Annotated in this window: 21 protein-coding genes; 2 read left to right on the top strand and 19 right to left on the bottom strand. The window is 70.7% G+C overall.

Going from position 1 to position 21,432, the window contains the following annotated elements:
* The first annotated feature begins 57 nt into the window (after positions 1-57).
* Entirely contained in the window at positions 58-660 is a 603-nt protein-coding gene (locus tag B7K24_RS08915) for a TetR/AcrR family transcriptional regulator (protein WP_084129982.1), read from the top strand.
* Positions 657-1,604, top strand: coding sequence for an alpha/beta hydrolase (locus B7K24_RS08910; protein WP_084129981.1), 948 nt, complete (start codon positions 657-659; stop codon positions 1,602-1,604). Before B7K24_RS08915 ends, B7K24_RS08910 begins: the two co-directional genes overlap by 4 nt.
* A gap of 119 nt (positions 1,605-1,723) precedes the next feature.
* Here B7K24_RS08910 and B7K24_RS08905 read toward each other — a convergent pair whose 3' ends face one another.
* From B7K24_RS08905 to rsmH, 19 genes are all read right to left on the bottom strand, one after another.
* Positions 1,724-2,641, bottom strand: coding sequence for an RluA family pseudouridine synthase (locus B7K24_RS08905; RefSeq protein WP_144268218.1), 918 nt, complete (start codon positions 2,639-2,641; stop codon positions 1,724-1,726).
* A complete protein-coding gene (gene lspA / locus B7K24_RS13660; RefSeq protein WP_144268217.1) occupies positions 2,634-3,293 on the bottom strand; it encodes a signal peptidase II in 660 nt (219 codons plus the stop codon). Before lspA ends, B7K24_RS08905 begins: the two co-directional genes overlap by 8 nt.
* Positions 3,290-3,742, bottom strand: a complete 453-nt coding sequence (locus B7K24_RS08895) for a TraR/DksA C4-type zinc finger protein (protein ID WP_084129979.1) — start codon at positions 3,740-3,742, stop codon at positions 3,290-3,292. Before B7K24_RS08895 ends, lspA begins: the two co-directional genes overlap by 4 nt.
* 125 nt (positions 3,743-3,867) lie before the next feature.
* Positions 3,868-4,743 (bottom strand): DivIVA domain-containing protein, encoded by an 876-nt coding sequence (locus tag B7K24_RS13565; protein WP_084129978.1) that lies wholly within the window; start codon positions 4,741-4,743, stop codon positions 3,868-3,870.
* Positions 4,744-4,837: 94 nt separating this feature from the next.
* A complete protein-coding gene (locus B7K24_RS08885; protein ID WP_084129977.1) occupies positions 4,838-5,128 on the bottom strand; it encodes a YggT family protein in 291 nt (96 codons plus the stop codon).
* A 19-nt stretch (positions 5,129-5,147) separates the two neighbouring features.
* Positions 5,148-5,621, bottom strand: coding sequence for a cell division protein SepF (locus B7K24_RS08880; RefSeq protein ID WP_084129976.1), 474 nt, complete (start codon positions 5,619-5,621; stop codon positions 5,148-5,150).
* Positions 5,622-5,708: 87 nt separating this feature from the next.
* The gene (gene pgeF, locus B7K24_RS08875) at positions 5,709-6,422 is read right to left on the bottom strand and encodes a peptidoglycan editing factor PgeF (protein WP_084129975.1); all 714 of its coding nucleotides are present in this window, start codon (positions 6,420-6,422) and stop codon (positions 5,709-5,711) included.
* 5 nt (positions 6,423-6,427) lie between these two features.
* Entirely contained in the window at positions 6,428-7,600 is a 1,173-nt protein-coding gene (gene ftsZ / locus B7K24_RS08870; RefSeq protein ID WP_084129974.1) for a cell division protein FtsZ, read from the bottom strand.
* Between the two features lie 137 nt (positions 7,601-7,737).
* Positions 7,738-8,601 carry a cell division protein FtsQ/DivIB gene (locus tag B7K24_RS08865; protein WP_084129973.1) on the bottom strand — a complete coding sequence of 288 codons (864 nt, stop codon included), beginning with the start codon at positions 8,599-8,601 and terminating at the stop codon, positions 7,738-7,740.
* A 272-nt stretch (positions 8,602-8,873) separates the two neighbouring features.
* A complete protein-coding gene (gene murC, locus B7K24_RS08860) occupies positions 8,874-10,217 on the bottom strand; it encodes a UDP-N-acetylmuramate--L-alanine ligase (protein WP_234986642.1) in 1,344 nt (447 codons plus the stop codon).
* A complete protein-coding gene (locus B7K24_RS08855; protein WP_234986641.1) occupies positions 10,214-11,323 on the bottom strand; it encodes a glycosyltransferase in 1,110 nt (369 codons plus the stop codon). Before B7K24_RS08855 ends, murC begins: the two co-directional genes overlap by 4 nt.
* Positions 11,316-12,536 (bottom strand): FtsW/RodA/SpoVE family cell cycle protein, encoded by a 1,221-nt coding sequence (locus B7K24_RS08850; RefSeq protein ID WP_084129972.1) that lies wholly within the window; start codon positions 12,534-12,536, stop codon positions 11,316-11,318. Before B7K24_RS08850 ends, B7K24_RS08855 begins: the two co-directional genes overlap by 8 nt.
* Before the next feature lie 11 nt (positions 12,537-12,547).
* Entirely contained in the window at positions 12,548-13,921 is a 1,374-nt protein-coding gene (gene murD / locus B7K24_RS08845) for a UDP-N-acetylmuramoyl-L-alanine--D-glutamate ligase (protein WP_084129971.1), read from the bottom strand.
* Positions 13,922-13,928: 7 nt separating this feature from the next.
* On the bottom strand, positions 13,929-15,026 hold the full coding sequence (mraY, locus tag B7K24_RS08840; RefSeq protein ID WP_084129970.1) for a phospho-N-acetylmuramoyl-pentapeptide-transferase: 1,098 nt from the start codon (positions 15,024-15,026) through the stop codon (positions 13,929-13,931).
* A complete protein-coding gene (gene murF, locus B7K24_RS08835; protein WP_084129969.1) occupies positions 15,023-16,420 on the bottom strand; it encodes a UDP-N-acetylmuramoyl-tripeptide--D-alanyl-D-alanine ligase in 1,398 nt (465 codons plus the stop codon). Before murF ends, mraY begins: the two co-directional genes overlap by 4 nt.
* On the bottom strand, positions 16,417-17,973 hold the full coding sequence (locus B7K24_RS08830; RefSeq protein WP_084130037.1) for a UDP-N-acetylmuramoyl-L-alanyl-D-glutamate--2,6-diaminopimelate ligase: 1,557 nt from the start codon (positions 17,971-17,973) through the stop codon (positions 16,417-16,419). Before B7K24_RS08830 ends, murF begins: the two co-directional genes overlap by 4 nt.
* 12 nt (positions 17,974-17,985) lie before the next feature.
* Positions 17,986-19,950: a penicillin-binding protein 2 gene (locus tag B7K24_RS08825; RefSeq protein WP_084129968.1), complete on the bottom strand. Its 1,965-nt coding sequence runs from the start codon at positions 19,948-19,950 to the stop codon at positions 17,986-17,988.
* Entirely contained in the window at positions 19,950-20,363 is a 414-nt protein-coding gene (locus tag B7K24_RS08820; RefSeq protein ID WP_084129967.1) for a hypothetical protein, read from the bottom strand. Before B7K24_RS08820 ends, B7K24_RS08825 begins: the two co-directional genes overlap by 1 nt.
* Positions 20,360-21,343 carry a 16S rRNA (cytosine(1402)-N(4))-methyltransferase RsmH gene (gene rsmH, locus B7K24_RS08815; RefSeq protein WP_084129966.1) on the bottom strand — a complete coding sequence of 328 codons (984 nt, stop codon included), beginning with the start codon at positions 21,341-21,343 and terminating at the stop codon, positions 20,360-20,362. Before rsmH ends, B7K24_RS08820 begins: the two co-directional genes overlap by 4 nt.
* Between the last annotated feature and the right edge of the window lie 89 nt (positions 21,344-21,432).

Raw genomic sequence — 21,432 nt, 5'->3', positions numbered from 1 at the left:
GCGCTACCCTGAGCAGCGCAACCCACGCACACCAGCGACGACACTGGGGAGGGAGATATGCCGAAGATCGACGAGGCCACCGTGGCCGAGCATCGCGCCGCACGCCTCCAGGCCCTCCTCGACGCCGCCATCGAGGCTCTGCACGAGCACCCGGAGTCCACTCCCTCGTTGGCCGACGTGGGCCAGCGCGCGGGGCTGTCACGTTCGAGCGTTTATCACTACTTCTCGTCGAGCGATGCCCTGCTCGAGGCCGTGATCGCCCACGCCTTCCCGCAGTGGGAGCGGCGATTCGAGGACGCGTACGCGCCACTCAGCGAGCCGGGCGACATCGTCCGCGCGTTCATCCACGAGAACCTCGCGATGGTCGCGGGCGGCCAGCATGCGCTCGCCAAGGCGCTGTCGTCGGTAGGCCCGGCTGAGGCCCTGGGCGCGCGCGCCAGCCAGTTCCATCGGACCCTCATGGAGCCGCTGCTCGATGCGCTGACCCGCGGCGGTGAGCAGGAACCCCAGCGGATCGGCGCGATGATCAACACCGTCGTCGTGCATGCCTCGCGACGCCTCGAATCCGGTGAGAGCCTCGAAGACGTCGAGCGCACCGTGCTGCGCCTCCTTGGCCCGTACCTCGATACGCTGAGCGCGCCTGACCAGGAACGCCGATGACGCGCACCTGGCCCCGGTGGGTCACCCGGATCGTGGCGGTCGTCGCTGTCGCGGGGCCCGCCTGGGTCCTGGCGACGGCATGGAGCCCGGTCGTCCACGGTAGCCCCCTGTACCCGGGCCTGCTGGGCCTTACCGCGCTCCTGGGCCTCGCGATGCTCGTGTGGTCGTGGCGACGGCCGATGTCCGACGACGGCCCGCGGGGCTGGCGCCTGGCGCTGCGTCTCGTCGGCTACGTCGCGACCCTTGCGTGGGTGGCGTTCCTGGTGTGGCTCACGCCGTTCGGCGCGACCGAGCCCTCGCTGAGCGCGATGGACGGCACCGACACCGTCACCGTCGAGGAAACGGCCACGCAGATCACCCTTAGCCGGGTCGACAGCACTACCGTGGACGGCACCGGCGTGCTGTTCCAGCCGGGCGCGCGGGTCGACGCCCGCGCCTACGTCGCGGAGCTCACGCCTCTCGCCGAGGCCGGGTATCCGGTCGTCATCATCAAGCAGCCCCTTGGCATTGCCTTCACGGCGCTGTCGCGCTGGCCCGACCCGCTGCGCGAGCCGTATGTCGCGCAATGGGTGGTCGCCGGGCACTCACTCGGGGGCACGGTCGCGGCCATGCAGGCGGACGACCACGACGGCGACGACCTGGGCGGGACGGCGGGGCTGATCCTCTTGGGCTCCTACCCCGCCGACGATATTTCCGAGTCGCTCACCGTCCCGGTGCTGTCGATCTCCGCGTCCGAGGACGGGCTGTCGACTCCGGACAAGATCGAGGCGTCCCGCGCGGACCTGCCCGAGGACACCGTGTTCACCGTGATCGAGGGCGCGAGCCACGCGTCCTTCGGCGACTACGGGGTGCAGCCGGGCGACGGCACGCCCACGCTCGGCGACGACGAGGCCCGCGCGCAGATCAGCACAGCGATGCTGGACTTCCTGGCGACCCTCCCCTGACTCCCATCGGTGTGGCCCACACATGGGGCTCGTACACGCTGATGTGGCTGATGTGACGCACCCACGCGTCGCATCAGCCACATCAGTCACAACCGTGGGCCAAACCGATGCCGGAGGGGTTAGCCGCGCAGGGTCTCCAGCGCCGCGGCAAGGTCCGCCGGGTACTCGGAGGTGACCCGCACCTCGCCGTCACGGGTGGGGTGAGCAAACGCGAGCTCACGGGCATGGAGCCACTGGCGGGTGAGGCCCAGGCGCGTGGCCAGCGTGGGGTCGGCGCCATACGTGAGGTCGCCCGCGAGCGGGTGGCGCATCGCGGACATGTGGACGCGGATCTGGTGCGTGCGCCCGGTCTCGAGGTGGATCTCCAGCAGCGACGCCGCAGGGAACATCTCCAGCACCTCGTAATGGGTGATGGACGGGCGGCCGTCCTGCGTCACCGCGAACTTCCAGTCGGAGCTGGGGTGGCGGCCGATCGGCGCATCGATGGTGCCCGCGGTGGGGTCCAGGTGGCCCTGCGCGACCGCGTGGTAGATCTTCTCGACTGTGCGCTCCTTGAACGCACGCTTGAGGTGCGAGTACGCGATGTCGGACTTCGCGACGACCATCAGGCCGGACGTTCCGACGTCGAGGCGATGCACGATCCCCTGGCGCTCGGCGGCGCCCGAGGACGCGAGCGTCACGCCCGCCGATGCCAACGCCCCCACCACGGTCGGGCCGGTCCAGCCGGGCGAAGGATGCGCGGCGACGCCGACGGGCTTATCCACGACGGCCAGGTCATCGTCCTCGTACACCAGCGCGAGGCCGCCGGGGACCTCGGGTTCCGGCGCCGCGGAGCGTTCGTCGGGCAGGTCCACGATGAGCATTCCGTCGCCCACGCGGTCCGACTTCGCGAGCGTGCGTCCGTCCTGCATGACGCCGCCCGCGGCGAGCACATCGGCCGCCTTCGTGCGCGACAGGCCCAGCATGCGCGACAGCGCGGCGTCGGCGCGGTCGCCGATCAGCGCGTCGGGAACGGGAAGGTAGCGCGTCTCACCCACGGTGGGCCCCGGCGTCCGGGGTCGCGGGTGACGGCGCGGCCGGCGAGGGCGCGTCTGCTGCGGTGCCGGAGGCCGATGCGGTGGTGGAAGGATCGGCGTCACCCGCGGGGGTGGCGTCGCCCGCATCGGCACTGCCCCCATCGGCACTGCCCGCAGCGGCACTGCCAGCATCGCCACCTTGCAACGGCGCCAGCACCGTGCGACCGGCGAACGCCGCGATCAGGAACACCACGGCGACGCCGACGATGGCGATGTCCGCGACGTTGCCCACGAACCAGTTGTTGTAGTTGATCATGTCGACCACGTGACCGTGCATGAAGCCCGGCTCCCGGAACACGCGATCAATGAGGTTGCCGATCGCCCCGCCGAGGCCCAAGCCGAAGAGCCAGATCGCCAGGGTCGACTGTGCGCGCCGCGCGTACCAGACGATGCCGACGGTGATCGCGATCATGACGAGCGTCACGATCCACGTGTAGTCGGCTCCCAGCGAGAAGGCGGCACCCGAGTTGAATACCAACTGGAGTTGCAGCCACTCGCCGATAATCTCGTGCTTCTCGTACGGCACCAGGCTATTGAGCGACCAGATCTTGGTGGCCTGGTCAACGGCTACGACGGCGGCAGCGACCAGCCAAAAGGCTGGCCGCCAGGTCAACGACGCTCCTCGCGCTGCTTGCAGGTGACGCAGTGGGTGGCACGGGGGAACGCCTGCAGGCGGGCCTTGCCGATGCCCTGCCCGCACACCTGGCAGGCACCGAAGTGGCCGGCCTTGACGCGGCGCAGCGCGTCGATGCTCTGCTCAAGCATCTCGCGGGTGTTCTTGACGATCGACATCTCCTGCTCGCGCTCCAGCGCGGTCGAGCCGGCGTCGGCCTGGTCGTCACCGGCACCCTCGGAGGTGTGCAGCAGATCGTCGAGCTCGCTCTCGGCGCCCTCGAACTCGGCTACCAGGCGCTCGACGTCTTCGTTGAGTGTCGTGACGATGTCGCGCAACTCCGCGATCTTCCACGGCTCGTCGCCGTCGCGCACGGGCATGGCCTTCGCGTCGGAGGCCTTCAGATCGGCGGGGTCGATCACCACCACCGTCAGGTCTGTACTGGTCATGCCCATCCTCGTTTCGGGTAGTGGAGCGATGTTAGTCCGATTCCGGCGCGCGAGCAAAGCGCCACGCGGCACACGACGAGGCGCCGCCCGGCCTCAGCCGACGCGGCGCCCCTCGCGGTGTGGTCTTAGTGCTGCTCGCCCTCGGCGTCGGCACCAAAAGTACGAGCGACGTTCGACTGCTCGACGTCGTCGCGGGGCTCGAGGCGCGGGGTGTACTGCGAGGCGCCCCATGCGGGCACCTCCGCCTCGCCGGACTCCTGCGCGGACACGGCCGATGCGGCGGACTGGTCGCGCACCTGGGCCCACGGGCTCGGGGTGGGCTCGGGGCGCTCGACCTCGTCGGAGGACTCCTCGACGGGCTCCTCGGCGGGGGCATCGGCGGCCGAGTTCACGGCTGCCGCTGCGCTCGCCAGGCCGAAGCCACCGGCAACGGCCGGAGCGGCCGACGACGCAGCGGGGGCCGCGGGGGTCTCGTCGCCACCGTGGTCGAGGTCTCCCAACAGGTTCTCGAGGTAGCTCTTGAGACGGCCGCGGTAGTCGCGCTCGAAGCGGCGCAGGTCGTCGATCTTCGACTCAAGGGCGCTGCGCTCGGTCGCGAGGTCATCCATGCGGCTCTTGGCATCGGTCTCGGCCTGCTCGACGATCGACTCGGCCTTGGTCTTGGCCTCGTCGATGAGACGGTCGCGCTCTTCCTCACCGGCGGCGACGTACTCGTCGTGCAGCTTCTGCGCCATGGCCAGCATGCCGGTGGCGCTCGGAGGCGTCGGGTCGGTGGCGGCCTGCAGGAGGTTGTCGCCCTGTGCGGGGGCCTCGGCGGCGGGCTGACCGGCCTGTGCCTGCGCGAGGCGCTGCGCGAGGTCGTCACGCTCGGCGATGAGCGACGAGATGGTGTGCGCGACCTCATCCAGGAAGTCGTCGACCTCGTCCTGGTCGAAACCTTCGCGGTACTTGGTCTTGGAGAACGCCTTGTTGAGGACGTCCTCTGCCGTCAGAAGTGCCATGGGTGACCACCTCGGGTTAAGTCGCGGCCGGCGGACGCCGACCAGGGCTGATGAGTTTTCACTGTACTCACATGTCTATCGACGCGCACATGAGTCACGCGACAAAGACATTGAGCAGGTTGCTAAGAATCGAGCAGCCAAGGAACAGCACCAGGAAGGCCAGATCGAAGCGGATCTGACCGAGCTGGAGCGGAGGAATGACCTTCCGAAGCGCCTTGAGCGGAGGGTCCGTGACGGTGAAGATCGACTCCGTCACGACCAGCATCGCGCCGGCAGGACGCCAGTCGCGCGAGAACGACATCACAAAGCCCAAGATCATGCGGCCGATGAGCGCCATCATGAACAAGAACAGGGCGAACTGCACCACGGAGATAGCTGCTGACACGCGGTGAGCCTAACCGACGTCAGCGCTCGTTGAAGAACTCACTGTCCTTGCGAGCGGGAGGCTCCTCGTCCACGCCGATCTCGACGTGCGCGGGCGACAGCAGGAACACCGAGGTGGTGACGCGCTCGATGGACCCGTGCAGGCCGAACGACAGGCCTGCGGAGAAGTCCACCAGGCGCTTGGCGTCGGCGTCCGACATCTCGGTGAGGTTCATGATGACCGGCACGCCCTGACGGAACGCCTCGCCGATCAGGCGCGCGTCGTTGTAGGTGCGCGGCTTGATGGTCTGGATGCGGCGCAGGTCGCTGTCCGACATGGCCGATGCGGGGGTGCGGTGGCGCTCGCGCGCCGCCGGGGCCTCGGCCTTCTCGCGCACCTCGGAAACCTCGTGCAGGTGGGTCACGGGAGCGAGCTCCTCATCCGTGTAGTCGTAGTCCTCGTGCTGGCTCGTGTCGAAGCCGAGGTACTGGATCGCCTTACGCATGGCGCTCATGGTTTCTCCTGCCGGTGGTCACCTGAAGTTCCCTCTCAAGGTACGGGCCGAGGATGCCGAGGATCGGGAGCGACACGCCGCGCCTCATCACGGATGGACGATGACGCCGGCATGGCGCCCGGTGACGCGCTCGCCGCGGTACGAGAACACCCGCTCATCCTCGAGGGTGCATACCGGGATGCGGGTGATGTCACGTGCCCCCAGCTCGCCCAGGCGTGCCTCGATGGCCCGAGGCAGGTCCAGCGCGGGAGTGCCCCAGGAGGTCTGGGAGAACGCCAGCGGGTGGCGCCTGGCGACGGCCGCCCGCATCTCGTCGGGGACCTCATAGCAGCGGCCACAGATCGCGGGGCCGATGGCGGCACGGATGGCGTCGCGCGCCGCGTCTCGCGGGCGCAGGTCGAGCAGTGCGGCCCAGGCCGCATCGATGACGCCGGCAAAAACTCCGGGGCGCCCCGCGTGCACCGCAGCCACGGCGCCCGTCACGGCATCGTGCAACACCACCGGCACGCAGTCGGCGGCGATCGCGGCGAGCGCCACGCCAGGGGTCGTGGTGACCAGCACGTCGGCGCGCGGCGACGGCGCGCCGGGTGCGTCGACCCTGGCGACCGTGATGCCGTGCTCGGCCGTCAGAAAGGTGACGGGGGCATCGGCCATCCGCTCCACCCGGCGGCGGTTCTCGCGAACCGCCGCCGGGTCGTCGCCCACATGGTCGGCGACGTTGAGCGTGTCGAACGGGGCGAGGGAGACTCCCCCGTCACGGGTGGTGAAGAACGCGCGGACGGGAAGCCCGGCGTCGATCATGCGGGTTATCGCAGGAACTCGGGAACGTCCAGCACGTCGTCGGAACGTGACGGGCGCACGGGAATCGCGTCGGTGTCGGGCTCGGGCTCGTCGGCATCGAGCGCCTGCGGCACGGCCTGCGCGCTCGAGGGCTCGACGGGGGCCTGGACCGGCTCCTTCTCCGCGGCGGCGGGGGCGGCCGAGGCGTTCTCGTAGCCGCCGATCGCGCCCTCGTGACGACGGGTGGTCGGCGCGCCACCGTCGAAACCGGCCGCGATCACGGTGATGCGCAGCTCGTCGCCCAGCGAGTCGTCGATGACGGTTCCGAAGATGATGTTGGCCTCGGGGTGAGCCGCCTCGCGCACCAGGCGGGCGGCGTTCTCGACCTCCTTGATGCCCAGGTTCGAGCCACCGGCGATCGACAGCAGCACGCCGTGCGCGCCCTCGATGGACGCCTCGAGCAGCGGCGACGCGATCGCACCCTCGGCCGCCTCGAGTGCACGGGACTCGCCGCGCGAGCTCGCGACACCCATGAGTGCCGTGCCGGCGCCCTTCATGACCGACTTCACGTCGTTGAAGTCGACATTGATGAGGCCGGGGGTGGTGATGAGGTCGGTGATGCCCTGGACGCCGCCCTGGAGCACCTGGTCGGCCGCCGCGAACGCGCCCAGCACGCTGAGCTGCGCGTCCGAGATGTCGAGCAGGCGGTCATTGGGGATGACGATGAGGGTGTCGACCTCTTCGCGCAGCGTCTGGATACCGGCATCGGCCTGGTCGGCACGGCGGCGGCCCTCGAAGCCGAACGGGCGGGTGACGACGCCAACGGTCAGCGCGTCGAGCTCGCGGGCGATGCGGGCCACGACGGGTGCGCCGCCGGTGCCGGTGCCGCCGCCCTCACCCGCGGTGACGAAGACCATGTCGGCGCCCTTGAGCGCCTCGGCGATCTCGTCGGCGTGGTCCTCGGCGGCCTGGCGGCCCACCTCGGGGTCGGCGCCGGCGCCGAGCCCACGGGTGAGCTCGCGGCCGATGTCCAGCTTGACGTCGGCATCGGACATCAGCAGCGCCTGAGCGTCGGTGTTGATCGCGATGAACTCGGCGCCCTTCAGCCCGACGTCGATCATGCGGTTGACGGCGTTCACGCCGCCGCCGCCCACGCCGACGACCTTGATGGCGGTGATGTAATTCTGCGGTGCGGCCATGAGACCCTCTCCCAACCTTAACCCTCTACTTGAGGGTTATAGTTATGTCAACTTGTTTCCACGCATGACGGTACGGGCACGGTGCACATTTCCCGTCAGCGGCGCGCGCGTGTCGCGGATAATCGCGGCGAGTCGCGTCAGGACACGGTGGGGAACGTGGGCGCGGAGACGTCGATGAGCGACGCATCCTTCGAGGCGTCGTCCGCTAGCAGCACCCCGAGGACGGCGGCCTTGGTGGCGGAGTCCTCGCCACTTCCCCACTCGACCGCGGGCCCGTCACGCAGCGTGAAACGGATCGAGTCTTCGGTCTCGGCCTCGACGCCCTCGACCGACTCGCGCAGCTCGAGCGGGATCTCCTCGACGACCGCGAGCACGCCGGACAGGATCCGCTCGTGCTCCTCGCCCACCGGGATGTCGATCACGGGAAGGTCGGCCGGGGCCTCCTCTGAGGAGCTCACCTGCTCCCCCGCAAGGTTCACCAGCCGGAAGCCCTCCTCGTCGTCCGGAATCGCCGCGACGGGCTCCGACGGTGTGAGGGTCACGCGCAGCCCCTGGGGCCATACCTTCTCGATCTGCGCCGACTGCACGCCCACGAGCTCCGTGAGTTGGTTCTCGACGTGTGACGTGTTCACGAGCGCGAGCGACTCACCCGCATAGGGCGCGAGGATCGCCTCGACGTCCGTAGGGTCCACGACCGTGCCGTAGCCCGAGGTCTGCACCTTGGAGTCGTCGAACGCGAACAGCGGCGACATGAGCAGCGCCCAGACCGCGGCGGCGATGACCGCCGCAATGCCGAGCCGGATGCTCCAGCGCTTGAGGAACAGGCGCCTGTCCGCGCTGCGGCGCTCGCGCAGGCGCTCCTGGAGTCGCTGCGTGACGGTGTCGGGGCGCAGGCGTGCGCTGACCCGCGCCCATGGGGTGGCGATGGTGCCGTCGCCCACGTCTTTGCGGATGGCCGATGCCGGGGCCGGGACGGTCTCGTGGTCGCCTCGGCGCGTCACGCGCCTGGTCCAGCTCTTCAGCCAGCCCGCGTCCGGTGTGGCCGAGGTGGAGGTGGGGCGCGGCGTCGCGCCAGCGCGGGGTGAGGGCGTCGTGCGCGCGGTGGCGCCCGTCGCGGGAGAACGGGGGGCCGGGGGCGCGGCGCGAGGCCCGGTGCGCGTGGGGGTCGTCGCCGACGTCGGGCGCTCCTGCGTCGTCGTGCCCGCGGACGCGCGCCGCGGCGTCGCCGGCCGACGCGGCGGGACGGTCGGCGGCTGGGGACGACGCTGGTCGCTCACGCGCGCTCCCGCAGCGCGTCCAGGATCCAGTCCGCCGCGTACGTGACGGGGCCCGAACCGACCGTCAGCACCAGGTCGCCGTCGCGTGCCAGGCTTGCCGCGGTCGCGGCGGCCTCGGCAAGGTCCTCGACCACACGTGCGGTCGCGCCGTCGCGCGGCGTGACGGCGTCGAGGATGGACTGGCTGGTGACACCGGGGATGGGGTCCTCGCGGTCGCCGTGCACGCCCGCGATCACGATGTCCGCGTCGGGAATCGACAGCGCCTCGCCGAAGGCGGCGGCGTGCAATTGCGTGCGCGTAAACAGCGCGGGCTGGAACAACACGACCAGGCGCTTCGCCCCCGTCGAGCGCGCCGCCGCGAGAAGCGCGGCGACCTCCGTCGGATGGTGCGCGTAGTCGTCGACCACGGTAACGCCGTGGACCTCACCGCGCACCTGGTACCGCCGGCCCGTACCGGCGAACGTCGAGACGGCGCCCGCGGCACGGTGGGGATCGGCGCCCACGGCCACCGCTGCCGCCCAGGCGGCAGCGGCGTTCAGCCGCATGTGCGCTCCGGGCACGGGCACGTGGAGGGGGAAGGCGTCGCCGTCGCGCACCAGTGCGCGATCGGTGACGACCACGTCCGCCTCGCCCGTGCCATACGTGATGACGTCGACGCCCGCGTCGGCGGCGCGCCCGGCGATCGCCATGACGACGGCGTCGTCGGCGCAGGCGACCAGGACGCGGCAGTCGCTCGCGAACTGGACGAACGCCTCATGCATCGCCTCGACGGTGCCGTAGTGGTCCAAGTGATCGGGCTCGACGTTCAGCAGGATCGCGACCTCGGGGTGGTAGCGCAGGAACGAGCCGTCCGACTCGTCGGCCTCGACCGCGCTGATCCCCGCGGTGCCCGGGTAGCCGCCGGCGACGGCGCCCTCGACGCCGAACACGCGAGCCCCCACGGCGAAGCCGGCGTCGATGCCCGCACCGTGGAGCACGTGCGCGACCATCGCCGATGTGGTGGTCTTGCCGTGAGTGCCGGCCACCGCGATGAGGCGCTGATCATCGAGCGCACGCGCCAGGGCCTCCGAGCGATGGATGACCTCGACGCCGAGCTCGCGCGCCCGCGCCAGCTCGGGGTTCGTCTCGCGCACGGCCGACGAGATGACCACCGTGTCGACGCCCTCGACGTAGGCGGCGTCGTGACCGATGCGCACATCCATGCCGGCGTCGCGCAGCGCCAGGAAGTAGTGGGACTCGCGCTGGTCCGAGCCGGAGACCACGTGGCCGCGCGCGGCGGTCAGGCGCGCCACGGCCGACATACCGGAGCCGCCCACGCCGATGAAGTGCACCCGGCTCACAGTGCCGCCTCCGCCATCGACGCGAGTCGCGCGGCACCGTCCGTGATGCCGAAGTCGGCGGCGGCCTCGCTCATGGTGCGGGCGGTGCCGGGTTCGAGGATTCGGGTCGCCTCCTCGAGCAAGCGCGCGGGGGTGAGGTCCGCGTCATCCACGAGCGCTGCCGCGCCGGCCTCGACGGCCGGGCGTGCGTTGAGGGCCTGTTCGCCGTTGCCGTGCGGCAGGGGAACATACAGGGTGGGGAGGCGCATCGCGGTCGCCTCGGCGACCGCTCCGGCTCCCGAGCGGCACACCACGGCCGAGGCCGCGGCGAAGACCTGTGCCATGTCGTGGCTGTACTCCTCCACGCGGTAGCGCTCGCGCACGTCCGCCGGCAGCGCGTCGCGCGCCGCCAGGGCATCGTCGGCCTTGTCGCGGCCCGTGAGGTGCCACACGTGCACGCCCGCGGCCACCAGGTCGCCGACGGCACCCACCGTCGCGGCGTTCAGGCTCGCGGCCCCCAAGGAGCCGCCCGTAACGACCAACACGACCGCGTCCTCGTCCCAGTCGAGCGCGAGGCGGGCGTCGCGGCGCAGGGCCGCGGCGGTGGCGGGGTCGGCCAGGTCGCCGGCAAGGTCGCGCACCGGCGGCAGCAGCGGCATGCCGGTCACGGTCGCATGCGGCAGCGGCGTGCCGGGCGCAGTAACGGCCACATGCGCGGTCCAGCGCGCGCCGAGGCGGTTGGCGAGGCCGGGCTTCGCGTTCGCCTCGTGCACGATGATCGGAATGCCCGCCTTGCGCGCGGCGCGATACGCGGGGGTGGAGACGTAGCCACCGAAACCGATGACGGCATCGGCCCCACTCGCCTCGATGGCCCGGCTGGCGGCGCCCACCGCGGCCGCCCAGTTCTGGGGCAGGCGCAGCAGATCCATCGACGGCCGGCGCGGCAGCGGCACCTTGGGCACCTCGTGCAGCGTGAAGCCCGCCCGCGGCACCAGGTCGGCCTCGAGCCCCACAGAGGTGCCGAACGCGGCGACCTCGTGGCCTCGGGAGACGAGCTCGTGAGCGGTGGCGAGCATCGGATTGACGTGCCCGGCGGTACCTCCGCCGGCGACGAGGAAGTTAGCCACGGCGGCCTCGCGAGACCACGGCGACGGACCGCTTGATGAGGCCGGGGCGCGCGGCGAACGCCTCCTCCGCGCCCGGCTCGTGACGCGCAAAGGCCAGCAACACACCGACGGCGGTCAGGGACATGATGAGTGACGATCCTCCGGAAGACACGAGCGGCAGCGGCACGCCCGTGACGGGCAGCAGTCCGATGACCACCGCGATGTTGATGAGAGCCTGGCCCACGAGCCACGCGCCGATGCCCGCGGCAGCAATCTGCACGAACGGGTCGCGGTGGCGCTTGACGAGGCGGTTGATCGCGACGGCCATCATGCCGAACGCGACGAGGACGACAAGGGCACCGATGAGGCCGAACTCCTCGCCCCACACGGCAAACACGAAGTCCGAGTCCGCGACGGGCAGGCCGCCCCACTTCTCGCGGCTCATGCCGGGGCCAAGCCCCCACACGCCGCCAGAGGCGAGGGCCCACAGCCCGTGGATGGCCTGCATGCACGAGCCCTGCGGGTCGCAATTCTCGGGGTTGAGCCACACGTCGATGCGGCTGCCGCGGGTCTGACCCTTCTCGAGCATGTACAGGACGCCCGCGACGCCGATACCGGCAATGATCGCGAAGTAGCGCAGCGGCACGCCGGCCACCCAGTAGCAGGCGCCGATGACCAGGCCGATGGCCATGGCGGTGCCGAGGTCGCCACCGGCGCCGACGAGAAGGAGCACGATGCCGGAGGCGATGCCGCCGGGCACGAGGATGCCCTTGAACGTGGTGAGTTCACGCCTAAACGTCGAGAGCACGACACCGAGGAAGAGGGCGAGGCCCAGCTTGGCGGCCTCGGAGGGCTGGAAGCTCATCCCGGCGAAGCGGATCCAGTTGCGGTTACCGCCCACGGCTTCACCGGCGACCAGCACGACGATGAGCAACGCGATCGACGCGGCCAGCGCCCAGGGCGCGAGCCGCTTCCACATCGTCACAGATAGGCGCGAGCCGATGGCCGCGGCGGTCACGCCGATGCCGAGCGCGATGAGCTGAATGAAGAACAGGCGGTAGGGGTTGGCGCCCGAGTCGGCGCGCAGCGCCGCGTTGGAGGACGCCGACAGGACGCCCGCCAGGCCGACGAGGACCAGGATCGACGTCGACGCGATCAACAGGTAATAGGTCGCGACGGGCGACCCGCTGGGCGCGGGCTCAGCCTGGGTGCGTCGCGGGGCCGTGGCCGTCATGACGCCTCCTCTTAGGCCTTGAGCGCCTCCACCGCGCGAGCGAAGGTCTCTCCTCGGTCCGCGTAGGAGCGGAACTGGTCAAACGATGCGCACGCCGGCGACAACAACACGGTGTCCCCAGCGCGAGCAACCTCACGGGCCGCCTGGACCGCCCGCTGCATCACAGTGTCTCCCGGCTCGATGCGGGTCACCGGGATATCGGGGGCGTGTCCCGCGAGTGCGCTCGCGAGCGGCTCGGGGTCCTCGCCGAGCAGCACCACGTGTCGCACCCGGTCCCTGACGGACCGCACGAGCGCGTCGAACTCCTGGCCCTTGGCCTGTCCCCCGGCGAGCCATACGACCGATGACGGGGCACGTCCGCCGAACGCCGCGATGGCGGCGTGAGCATTGGTGGCCTTCGAGTCGTCGACGTAGTCGACGTCGTCGACCCGAGCCACGAACGCCGTGCGGTGCGCGTCGAGAGAGAAGCCCGCCAGTCCGCGGGCGACCGCCTCGGGTGCCACCCCCACCGCCCGACACAGGGCCGCGGCGGCCAGCGCGTTAAACACCAGATAGGGCGGCACGGCTCCGGCCACCAGGTGTGCCAGGTCGTCGACGTGGCCCAGCTCGAGGGCCTCGCGGCGCCGGTCGTCGTGGAAGGCGCGGTCGACGAGGACCCCCTCGACGACGCCCACCTGGCTGACCGCCGGGCTGCCGAGCGTGACGCCGACCGCCCGGGCGCCGTCGACGACGTCCGCCTCGCCGACCATCTCCTCGACGAGCGCGTCGTGGGCGCCGTACACGCACGCGACCTGCACGTGCCGGTACACCCGCGCCTTGTCCGCGCGGTAGGCCTCGACGGAGCCGTGCCAGTCGAGGTGGTCCTCGTCGGCGTTGAGACACACGGCGGCGTGCGGCGACAGGGTCGTGGTGAAGTGCAACTGGAGCGAGGCGATCTCCACGGCCACAAGATCGTGCTGCTCGCGCGCGGCGCCAATGACAGGGATGCCCATGTTGCCGCACACCGCCACGTCGAGTCCGCCGGCCTCGGCGATGGCTCCCACCATCTGTGTGGTCGTCGTCTTGCCGTTGGTGCCGGTGACGAGCACCCACGGGATGCCCTCGCGACGCACGCGCCACGCGAACTCCATCTCGGAGACGATCTCCACCCCGGCATCGGCCACCGCCACCACCCACGGGTGGTGGGGTGCGAAGCCTGGCGACGACATACACAGGTCGAATGCACCCAGGGCGAGGCCGTCGAGCGAGGCATGGTCCGCATCGGCCGCGTGCGGGTCGACCACCACGGCGGTGGCACCCTCGGCGAGCGCCGCCTCACGCGCGGAGCGGCCCGCCACCCCGAACCCCAGGATCAGGACGGTCAGGCCGTCGAGCCGGCCCGTCATGCGCCGCTCACGCGCCCGAGGGTAGCGATGCCACCCATTCGGCGTAGAAGATGCCGCCACCCACCGCGGCGCACAGGCCCGCGATGATCCAGAATCTGATGACGATCGTCACCTCTCCCCAGCCCATGAGCTCGAAGTGGTGATGCAGCGGCGCCATCTTGAAGACGCGTTTACCGCCCGAGATCTTGAAGTAGCCGATCTGGATGACCGACGAGGCGACGATGATGACGAACAGCCCGCCGATGATGACACCCAGGAGCTCCGTGCGGGACATGATGGTGATGCCCGCGATCGCGCCGCCCAGCGCGAGCGAGCCGGTGTCGCCCATGAAGATCTTGGCGGGCGAGGCGTTCCACCACAGGAACCCGAAGCAGGCTCCGGCGATCGCGGCGGCCAGAATCGCCAGGTCACGCGGGTCGCGGACCTCGTAGCACTGCGCCGCGGCGGAGGTGAAGCCACACCACTGGTTGTACTGCCAGATGCAGATCAGCGTGTAGGCGCCGAAGAAGATCAGCGAGGCGCCCGTCGCGAGGCCGTCGAGGCCGTCGGTGAGGTTCACCGCGTTCGACCAGGCCGTGATGAGGAAGTTGGACCAGATCACGAACAGGATGATGCCGACAGCCGGTCCCCAGTAGGCCAGGTCGATGACCGTGTCGCGCAGGAAGGAGATCGCCGTCGACGCCGGGGTGTCACCGTGGTCGTTGGGAAACTGCAGCACCAGCACGGCGAACGCGATGCCCACGACGGCCTGGCCCAGGATCTTGTAGCGGGCTCTGAGGCCTAGCGAGCGTTCCTGGCGGATCTTGATGTAGTCGTCGAGGAAGCCCACGAAGCCGAGCCCGACGATGAGGAAGACCACGAGCATCGACGAGGCGTAGGGCGTGCGGCCGGTTAGCAGGTTGCCGCCCAGCCAGCCCAAGACGAGGGCGATGATGATGACGACGCCACCCATGGTGGGGGTGCCGCGCTTCACGAGGTGGGACGCGGGCCCATCATGACGGATGAACTGCCCGTACTGGTGGCGGGTGAGGTAGCGGATAAACAGCGGCGTACCCAGCAGCGCGATGACGAGCGAGATTCCTCCCGCGAACACCACGGCTCTCATGCAGTTTCTCCCACCAGGTCGTCGGCCAGCTTCCACAGCCCGGAGCCGTGGGACGCCTTGACGAGCACGGTGTCGCCACGCGTGAGGCGCCCGTCGAGGAACGCGCGGGCCTCGTCAATGGTAGCGACGAAGGCGGCCTCGTCACCCCACGAGCCCTCGCGCACAGCCGAGACGTAGGCGGCGCGCGCCCCCGCCCCAACGACGACGAGGTGGTCGATGCGCAGGCGCACCGCGTCGAGGCCGACCTCCTCGTGCGCGGCCAGGGACGCGTCGCCCATCTCGAGCATCTCTCCCACGACCGCGAAGGAACGGCCGTCCACGGCGACGTCCTTCAGGGCACGCAGGGCGGCGCGCATGGACTCGGGCGACGCATTGTAGGCGTCGTCGAGGATCCACACGCCGTCAGGGCGCTCGGTGAGCGCCATGCGGTGGGGGCTCAGGGGCGAGGCGGACGCCACCGCGGCGGCGGCGTCCGCGAGGCCGATGCCGCACGCGAGGGCCGTCGTCAGCGCGGCCAACGCATTGGTCGCGTGGTGCTCGCCCACGAGCGCGAGGGTGATGCGGTCGGTGACGACGCCATCGGCCTCGGGGATGAAGGAGGCGCGGCCACGGTCGCTGGTGAGCTCGGTCGCACACACGTCGACTCCCCCACGCGCGCCTACCCCGAAGGTGCGGGTGCGCCGGCCCTCGGCCGCGAGAGCGGGGCGAGCGGCCATCGCCGCGACGCGCGGGTCGTCGGCGTTGAGCACGGCGACGCCACCGGGCACCAGCCCGTCGATGAGGCTCGCCTTTTCCTCGGCGAGCGCCTCGGGCGAGCCGTAGCCGCCGAGGTGGGCCGAACCGACCGTGAGCTCGACGGCCACATCGAGCGGCGCGATGCCCGTGAGGTAGGCGAGGTCGCCGGGCGCGGAGGCCCCCATCTCGAGAACGAGGTGACGTGTGCCCGCATCCGCGCCGAGCACCGTCAGCGGCAGGCCGATCTCGTTATTGAACGAGCCCACGGGCGCGACCGAGTCCGGCAACACCTGCGCGAGCAGGTCCTTGGTGGTGGTCTTGCCGTTCGAGCCGGTGATGCCGATCACCGTGATGTCACCCTCGGTGCGCAGCAACGCGAGGTAGGCCTGCGCCAGGTGGCCGAGCGCCGCGACCACATCGTCCACGAGGACGTGGGGACCCGGCACGGGCTGGCTGACCAGCGCGAGGGTGGCGCCCGCCTCGAAGGCCTGGGCCGCATAGTCGTGGCCGTCGACCCTCTCACCGATGAATGCCACATACAGTGCGCCGGCGGTGACGGCGCGCGAATCCTTCTCGACGGACGTGACGGTTGCGGTGACGTCGGCGGCGAGCTCGCCGCGGACGGCGTTCGCGACCCATTGGGCGGTCAGCGGCCTCATGCCGTGCCCTTCCTCTCGGCCGCAATCCGCGCCTGCGCCTGCAGGTACGCGTCGCGGTCGTTGTAGGGGTGGAACACCCCGGCGATCTCCTGGTACGGCTCGTGGCCCTTGCCCGTGACGATGACGGTGTCCTCGGGCCCGGCCAGGCGCAGGCCCGTCTCGACCGCGAGCAGGCGGGGCTCGACCTCGTGCACGTCGGCGAGGTCGGGGCGGACCTTCTCGATGCCCGCGCGGATCATGGCGCGCACCGCGGCGGGCTCCTCGGAGCGGGGGTTCTCGTCGGTCAGCACGATGACGTCGGCGAGGTTCGCGGCGATCTCCCCCATCACGGGACGCTTGCCCTGGTCGCGGTCGCCGTCCGAGCCGAAGATGAGGATGAGGCGGCCAGGGGTGATGGGGCGCACCCCCTCGAGCGCGAGCGTCAGCGCGTCGGGCGTGTGGGCATAGTCGACGATCGCGAGCGGCGTGTCGCTCGAACGCTCGATGACGCGCTCCATGCGGCCCGGCACACCATGCGCCGAGGCGACGCCGGCGATGGCCTGCTCAAGCGTGAGCCCTGCGGCGTGGGCCGCGACGATGGCCACGATGGCGTTGGACACGTTGACGAGGCCCGGCAGCGGCGAGGTCGCCTCGTGACGCGTCCCGTCCGGGTCGGTGAAGACAAACGAGGAGCCCACGCCGTCGAGGCCGATCTCGGCCTCCACGACGGTCCAGTCGGCCTCGTGTGGGTCGTCCACGTGGGTCGACACCGTCCACGCGGGGATCTCGACGCGCGCCGCGAGCCTGCGGCCCCACTCGTCGTCGACGTTGATAACGCCGCGACGCGCTCTGCCGGGCTCGAAAAGCCTCGCCTTGGCGTCGAGGTAGGCCTCCATGGTGCCGTGGAAGTCCAGGTGGTCCCACTGCAGGTTGGTGAACACCGCGACCGCGAAGTCGACGCCGGCGATGCGCTCGAGCGCGGCCGCGTGGGAGCTGACCTCCGTGACGGCGGCGCTGACGCCCTCCTCACGCATCCTCGCCAGCAACCCGTGCAGGACGGGCGACTCGACCGTGGTGCGCGGCGAATCGATCCGCTCGTTGCCCAAGCGCAGCTCGACGGTGCCCATGATTCCGGTGTGCTCGTGCACGCGCGCGAGGGCGTTTTCGATGAAGTAACTCGTGGTGGTTTTCCCGTTGGTGCCCGTCACGCCGACAAACGTCAGCGCACGGCTGGGGTCGCCGTAGATCGCGGCGGCCGCCTCGCCCATCGCCGCCCGCGGGTCGTCGACCACCAGGATGGGCACGGTGAGCCCGGCCTTGCGGGCCATCTGCTCACCCTCGCCGTCGGTAAGGAGGGCGACCGCCCCGGCCGCCACGGCATCGGCCGCAAATCTGGCCCCGTGCACCGTGAAGCCGGGAAAGGCGCCGAAAAGGTCGCCTGCGCGCACGTCGCGCGAGTCGACGGTGGCACCCGTGAGGGTCAGGTCAGCGGCATCGTCAGGCGCGGTGGCGCCGATGCGGGTGGCGGCCTCGGCGAGCGTGCAGGTCAGCGCTCGCGAGGGACGCAGCGCCATGTCGGGCACGTCTTACTCCCAGGTCGTCGGGTAAAGCTCCTCGGCCGGTCCCGAGGGAGGGACCCGAAGAGTCTGCAATGCGAAGGTTGCCACATCCGAGAAGACCGGCGCGGCCACCTCGCCGCCCCAGATCGAGCTCTTAGGGTCGAAGAGGCTCACGGAGACCACGATGGCGGGATCATCCGCGGGCGCGACACCCACGAACGACGCGACGATCGAGTCGAGCTTGCCGCTCGAGCCCACCGCCTGCGCCGTTCCGGTCTTGCCCGCGACGCGGTAGCCGTCGATCTTGGCGAGCGTTCCGGTGCCCTCCTCGGTCACGTCCTCCAGCATGAGCATCACCTGGTCGGCGGTCTCCTCGGACACGACGCGCACCGGCTCGGACTGCTCGCGCGGGGTCACGGTGCCGTCGGCGTTGCGGTAGCCCTTGATGAGGCTCGGTGACACGCGCTCGCCGCCATTCGCGAGGGTCTGGTAAACCTGCGAGGTCTGCAGCGCCGTCACGGCGACCGCCTGCCCGTACAGCACCGCGTACTTCGAACGCCCGTCCCAGTTTTCCCAGTGGCTGAGGATTCCTGAGGACTCCGAGGGCATGCCGATGCCGGTGGCCTCGCCGAAGCCAAACGCCTTGAGGTACTCGTAGCGCTGCTCGGTGCTCAGCTGCTCGCCGATCATCACGGTGCCCGTGTTGGACGAGTCCACGAGGATGCCGGCCGCGGTCATCTTCTCGAGGCCGTGCTCGTGGGAGTCCTTGAAGGTCTGGCCGTTGGAGGTCGTGTACTCGTAGGGCACCTCGAAGCGGCTACCCGGCGTGATGACGCCCTCCTCGATCGCGGCCGCCATGGTGATCGCCTTGGCGGTCGAGCCGGGCTCGAACACGTCCTCGATGGCCCGCGAGCTGCGGCTCTCGTTGTCCGTCGCACCGGGGTCGTTGGGGTCAACGGTGCCGGAGTCGGCCAGCGCATACACCTCGCCCGTGCGCGTGTCCTCGACGGTGACGAACCCGTGGCTCGCGCCCGTCACCGACAGCGCCTCCTCGAGCCGCGACTGCGCGTAGTACTGAATGTCGCGGTCGATGGTGAGGACCACGTCCTGGCCGGGCTCCGCGGGGGTCTCCTCGAGCACGCCAGTAGGGATGGCCGTGCCGTTGCCGCCACGCTCGTAGGTGAGCGAACCGTCGGTGCCCAGGAGGCTGTCCTCCTGCGACTTTTCCATGCCGGCAAGGCCCCAGTTGACGCCCTGCTTGTCCGCGGCGCCGCCGACGAAGCCGACCAGGTTTCCCGCGAGGTCGCCGTTGGGGTAGATGCGCTCCGACACGGCCTCGGGCTCGACACCGTAGATGCCCTCGTCGCTGATGAGGCTCCACGTCTCTGGCGTGACGTACTTCGCGATGTAGACGAACGTGTCGTCGCCGACGAGCTTGGCCGCGAGCTCCGACTCGTCCAAGTCGAGGATGGGCGCGAGGATCGCGGCCGCGTCGAGGGCTCCCTCCGCAACCACGGTGCCGTCCTCGACGCGCTTGAAGTCCGCGAGCTTCTGCTGGTTGACCCAAACGTGATAGCGGTTGACGGAGGTGGCCAGCACCTCACCATTGCGGTCCACGATGTCGGCGCGATCCGTCGTCACGGTCGACGTCGCCAGGCGGCTCTCGAGAGCCTGCGTGGCGAGGTCATCGGGGTCAATGCCCTGAATCATCACAAGCCGCGCGGCGAAGACGGTGAGGATGCCCAGCGCCCCCAGGGTGATGGCCTGCTGGCGCACCTGCGGGCGGCCGATGCTGAGGGCACGCCGGCGCCGCGATGCGGGGCGGTGGGCCGATGCCGTGGCACGGCCCGTCGCGGCGCCCCCCTGGGGGCGGCGGCCGGCCTGGCTTCCGGTGCCCGGCTGGCGCCGGGCGCCGGGCTGGCGTCCGGTGCCGGGGCGAGGGCCAGTCTCGCGCCTGCCGGACGAGGGACGCCGGTCGTCTGAGTCGCCCATTACTCCCCCTGCTCCAGCACCGCCCCATCGGCGATCGAGATAGAACCGAGCGTAGGCGCGAGTTCCATCCCCAGTGCGGAGGCACGCTGCGCAAGGTACGACGGCGCGGCGTTGCGTTCGAGGACGCTGCTGAGCGACTCAGCCTGGGTGTGTAGCGACGCGATCTCGATCTTGAGGTCGCGACGCTCATAGGCACCCTTCGCCATCTGGGTGTTGATCACCAGCACGGCCGCCATCGCCGCCAGCACGATGAGGATGCACGTCCACGCGAACGGCGCGATCGACCGCCCTTGCTCCGGGGCCGAGACGGCGCGCAGGTGGCGATGCGGCTGGCCGGCGGGGGTGGCGGACGTCCGCCGACTCGGCGCTCCCAGCGTGGCGGGGCGGTGCTGGCGGACGGGAGCGGCGCTCATGCGGGCCTCCTCAGGCGCGATGGCGGGGTCAGACGGATCCGCTCGACGGCCCGCAGGCGGACCGGCTTCGAGCGGGGGTTGGCCTCGGCCTCAGCGGCCGACGCCTTCTCTGCGCCACGGGTGAGCGCGCGCAGATACGGCTGGTGTTCCTCGGGCACGATGGGCAGCCCCGGCGGGGCCGTCGACTCGGTGCCGGCGGCGAAGGCGGCCTTCACGAGCTTGTCCTCGAGCGAGTGGTACGACTCGATGACCACGCGACCGCCGATCCCCACAGCCTCGATGGCCGCGGGAAGCGCGTCCTCGAGCACCTCGAGCTCGCGGTTGACCGCGATGCGCAGGGCCTGAAAGGTGCGCTTGGCCGGGTTGGAGCCCGGCGTGCGGCTTGCGGCCGGGATGCACGCGCGCACCAGGTCGACGAGGTCGGCCGAGCGCGTCAGCGGCGCCTCGTCGCGGCGCTTGACGATCGACTCGGCGATGCGCGCCGCGTAGCGCTCCTCGCCATAGACCTTGAGGATGCGGGCCAGTTCGCGCTGATCGGCGTCGCGCAGGAGGTCGGCCGCCGTCACGGGGTCCTCGGGGTTCATACGCATGTCCAGGGGCGCGTCCTGCGCGTACGAGAACCCACGTTCGGCCTCGTCGATCTGCAGCGAGCTGACGCCGAGGTCGAGCAGCACGCCGTCGGCGCGGCTGGCCCCGGCGGCGGCGACGGCGCCGGCAATGTCGTCGTACTCCGCGTGGTGAGCGATGAAGCGGTCGCCAAAGCGCTCCAGGCGGGCGCTGGCCAGAGCGATGGCCTGCGGGTCGCGGTCGATGCCGACCACGCGAGCCCGCGGACACCGCTCGAGGATGGCCTCGGTGTGGCCGCCCATCCCCAGGGTGCCGTCGACGACGAGTGCGCCGTCGTGGTCGAGCGCGGGAGCGAGCAGGTCGACGCAACGGTCGAGCATCACCGGCTGGTGACGCGAGGCCGCATCGGTCATGTCCCGCTCCCTTCCTTGCTGTGGTCCTTCGTGCCCCTCGGTCTCCCACCGGCTCTCTGGCGGGGGGAAGTCCGTCAGAGTCGCGCGGG

The sequence above is a fragment of the Demequina sp. NBRC 110055 genome (assembly GCF_002090135.1).
In the GTDB taxonomy this organism is placed as follows: domain Bacteria; phylum Actinomycetota; class Actinomycetes; order Actinomycetales; family Demequinaceae; genus Demequina.
Note: the sequence above shows the minus strand (reverse complement) of the source record. Positions and strands in the feature narration are given on the sequence as shown.

Coding starts and splice junctions, on each gene's coding strand:
- B7K24_RS08910 (WP_084129981.1), top strand. CDS start 657: ATGACGCGCACCTGGCCCCGGTGGGTCACCCGGATCGTGGCGGTCGTC.
- B7K24_RS08880 (WP_084129976.1), bottom strand. CDS start 5,621: ATGAGCGCCATGCGTAAGGCGATCCAGTACCTCGGCTTCGACACGAGC.
- B7K24_RS08850 (WP_084129972.1), bottom strand. CDS start 12,536: ATGACGGCCACGGCCCCGCGACGCACCCAGGCTGAGCCCGCGCCCAGC.
- murD (WP_084129971.1), bottom strand. CDS start 13,921: ATGACGGGCCGGCTCGACGGCCTGACCGTCCTGATCCTGGGGTTCGGG.
- B7K24_RS08915 (WP_084129982.1), top strand. CDS start 58: ATGCCGAAGATCGACGAGGCCACCGTGGCCGAGCATCGCGCCGCACGC.
- B7K24_RS08830 (WP_084130037.1), bottom strand. CDS start 17,973: ATGGCGCTGCGTCCCTCGCGAGCGCTGACCTGCACGCTCGCCGAGGCC.
- B7K24_RS08820 (WP_084129967.1), bottom strand. CDS start 20,363: ATGAGCGCCGCTCCCGTCCGCCAGCACCGCCCCGCCACGCTGGGAGCG.
- B7K24_RS08825 (WP_084129968.1), bottom strand. CDS start 19,950: ATGGGCGACTCAGACGACCGGCGTCCCTCGTCCGGCAGGCGCGAGACT.
- B7K24_RS08895 (WP_084129979.1), bottom strand. CDS start 3,742: ATGACCAGTACAGACCTGACGGTGGTGGTGATCGACCCCGCCGATCTG.
- mraY (WP_084129970.1), bottom strand. CDS start 15,026: ATGAGAGCCGTGGTGTTCGCGGGAGGAATCTCGCTCGTCATCGCGCTG.
- ftsZ (WP_084129974.1), bottom strand. CDS start 7,600: ATGGCCGCACCGCAGAATTACATCACCGCCATCAAGGTCGTCGGCGTG.
- B7K24_RS13565 (WP_084129978.1), bottom strand. CDS start 4,743: ATGGCACTTCTGACGGCAGAGGACGTCCTCAACAAGGCGTTCTCCAAG.
- rsmH (WP_084129966.1), bottom strand. CDS start 21,343: ATGACCGATGCGGCCTCGCGTCACCAGCCGGTGATGCTCGACCGTTGC.
- murF (WP_084129969.1), bottom strand. CDS start 16,420: ATGAGGCCGCTGACCGCCCAATGGGTCGCGAACGCCGTCCGCGGCGAG.
- pgeF (WP_084129975.1), bottom strand. CDS start 6,422: ATGATCGACGCCGGGCTTCCCGTCCGCGCGTTCTTCACCACCCGTGAC.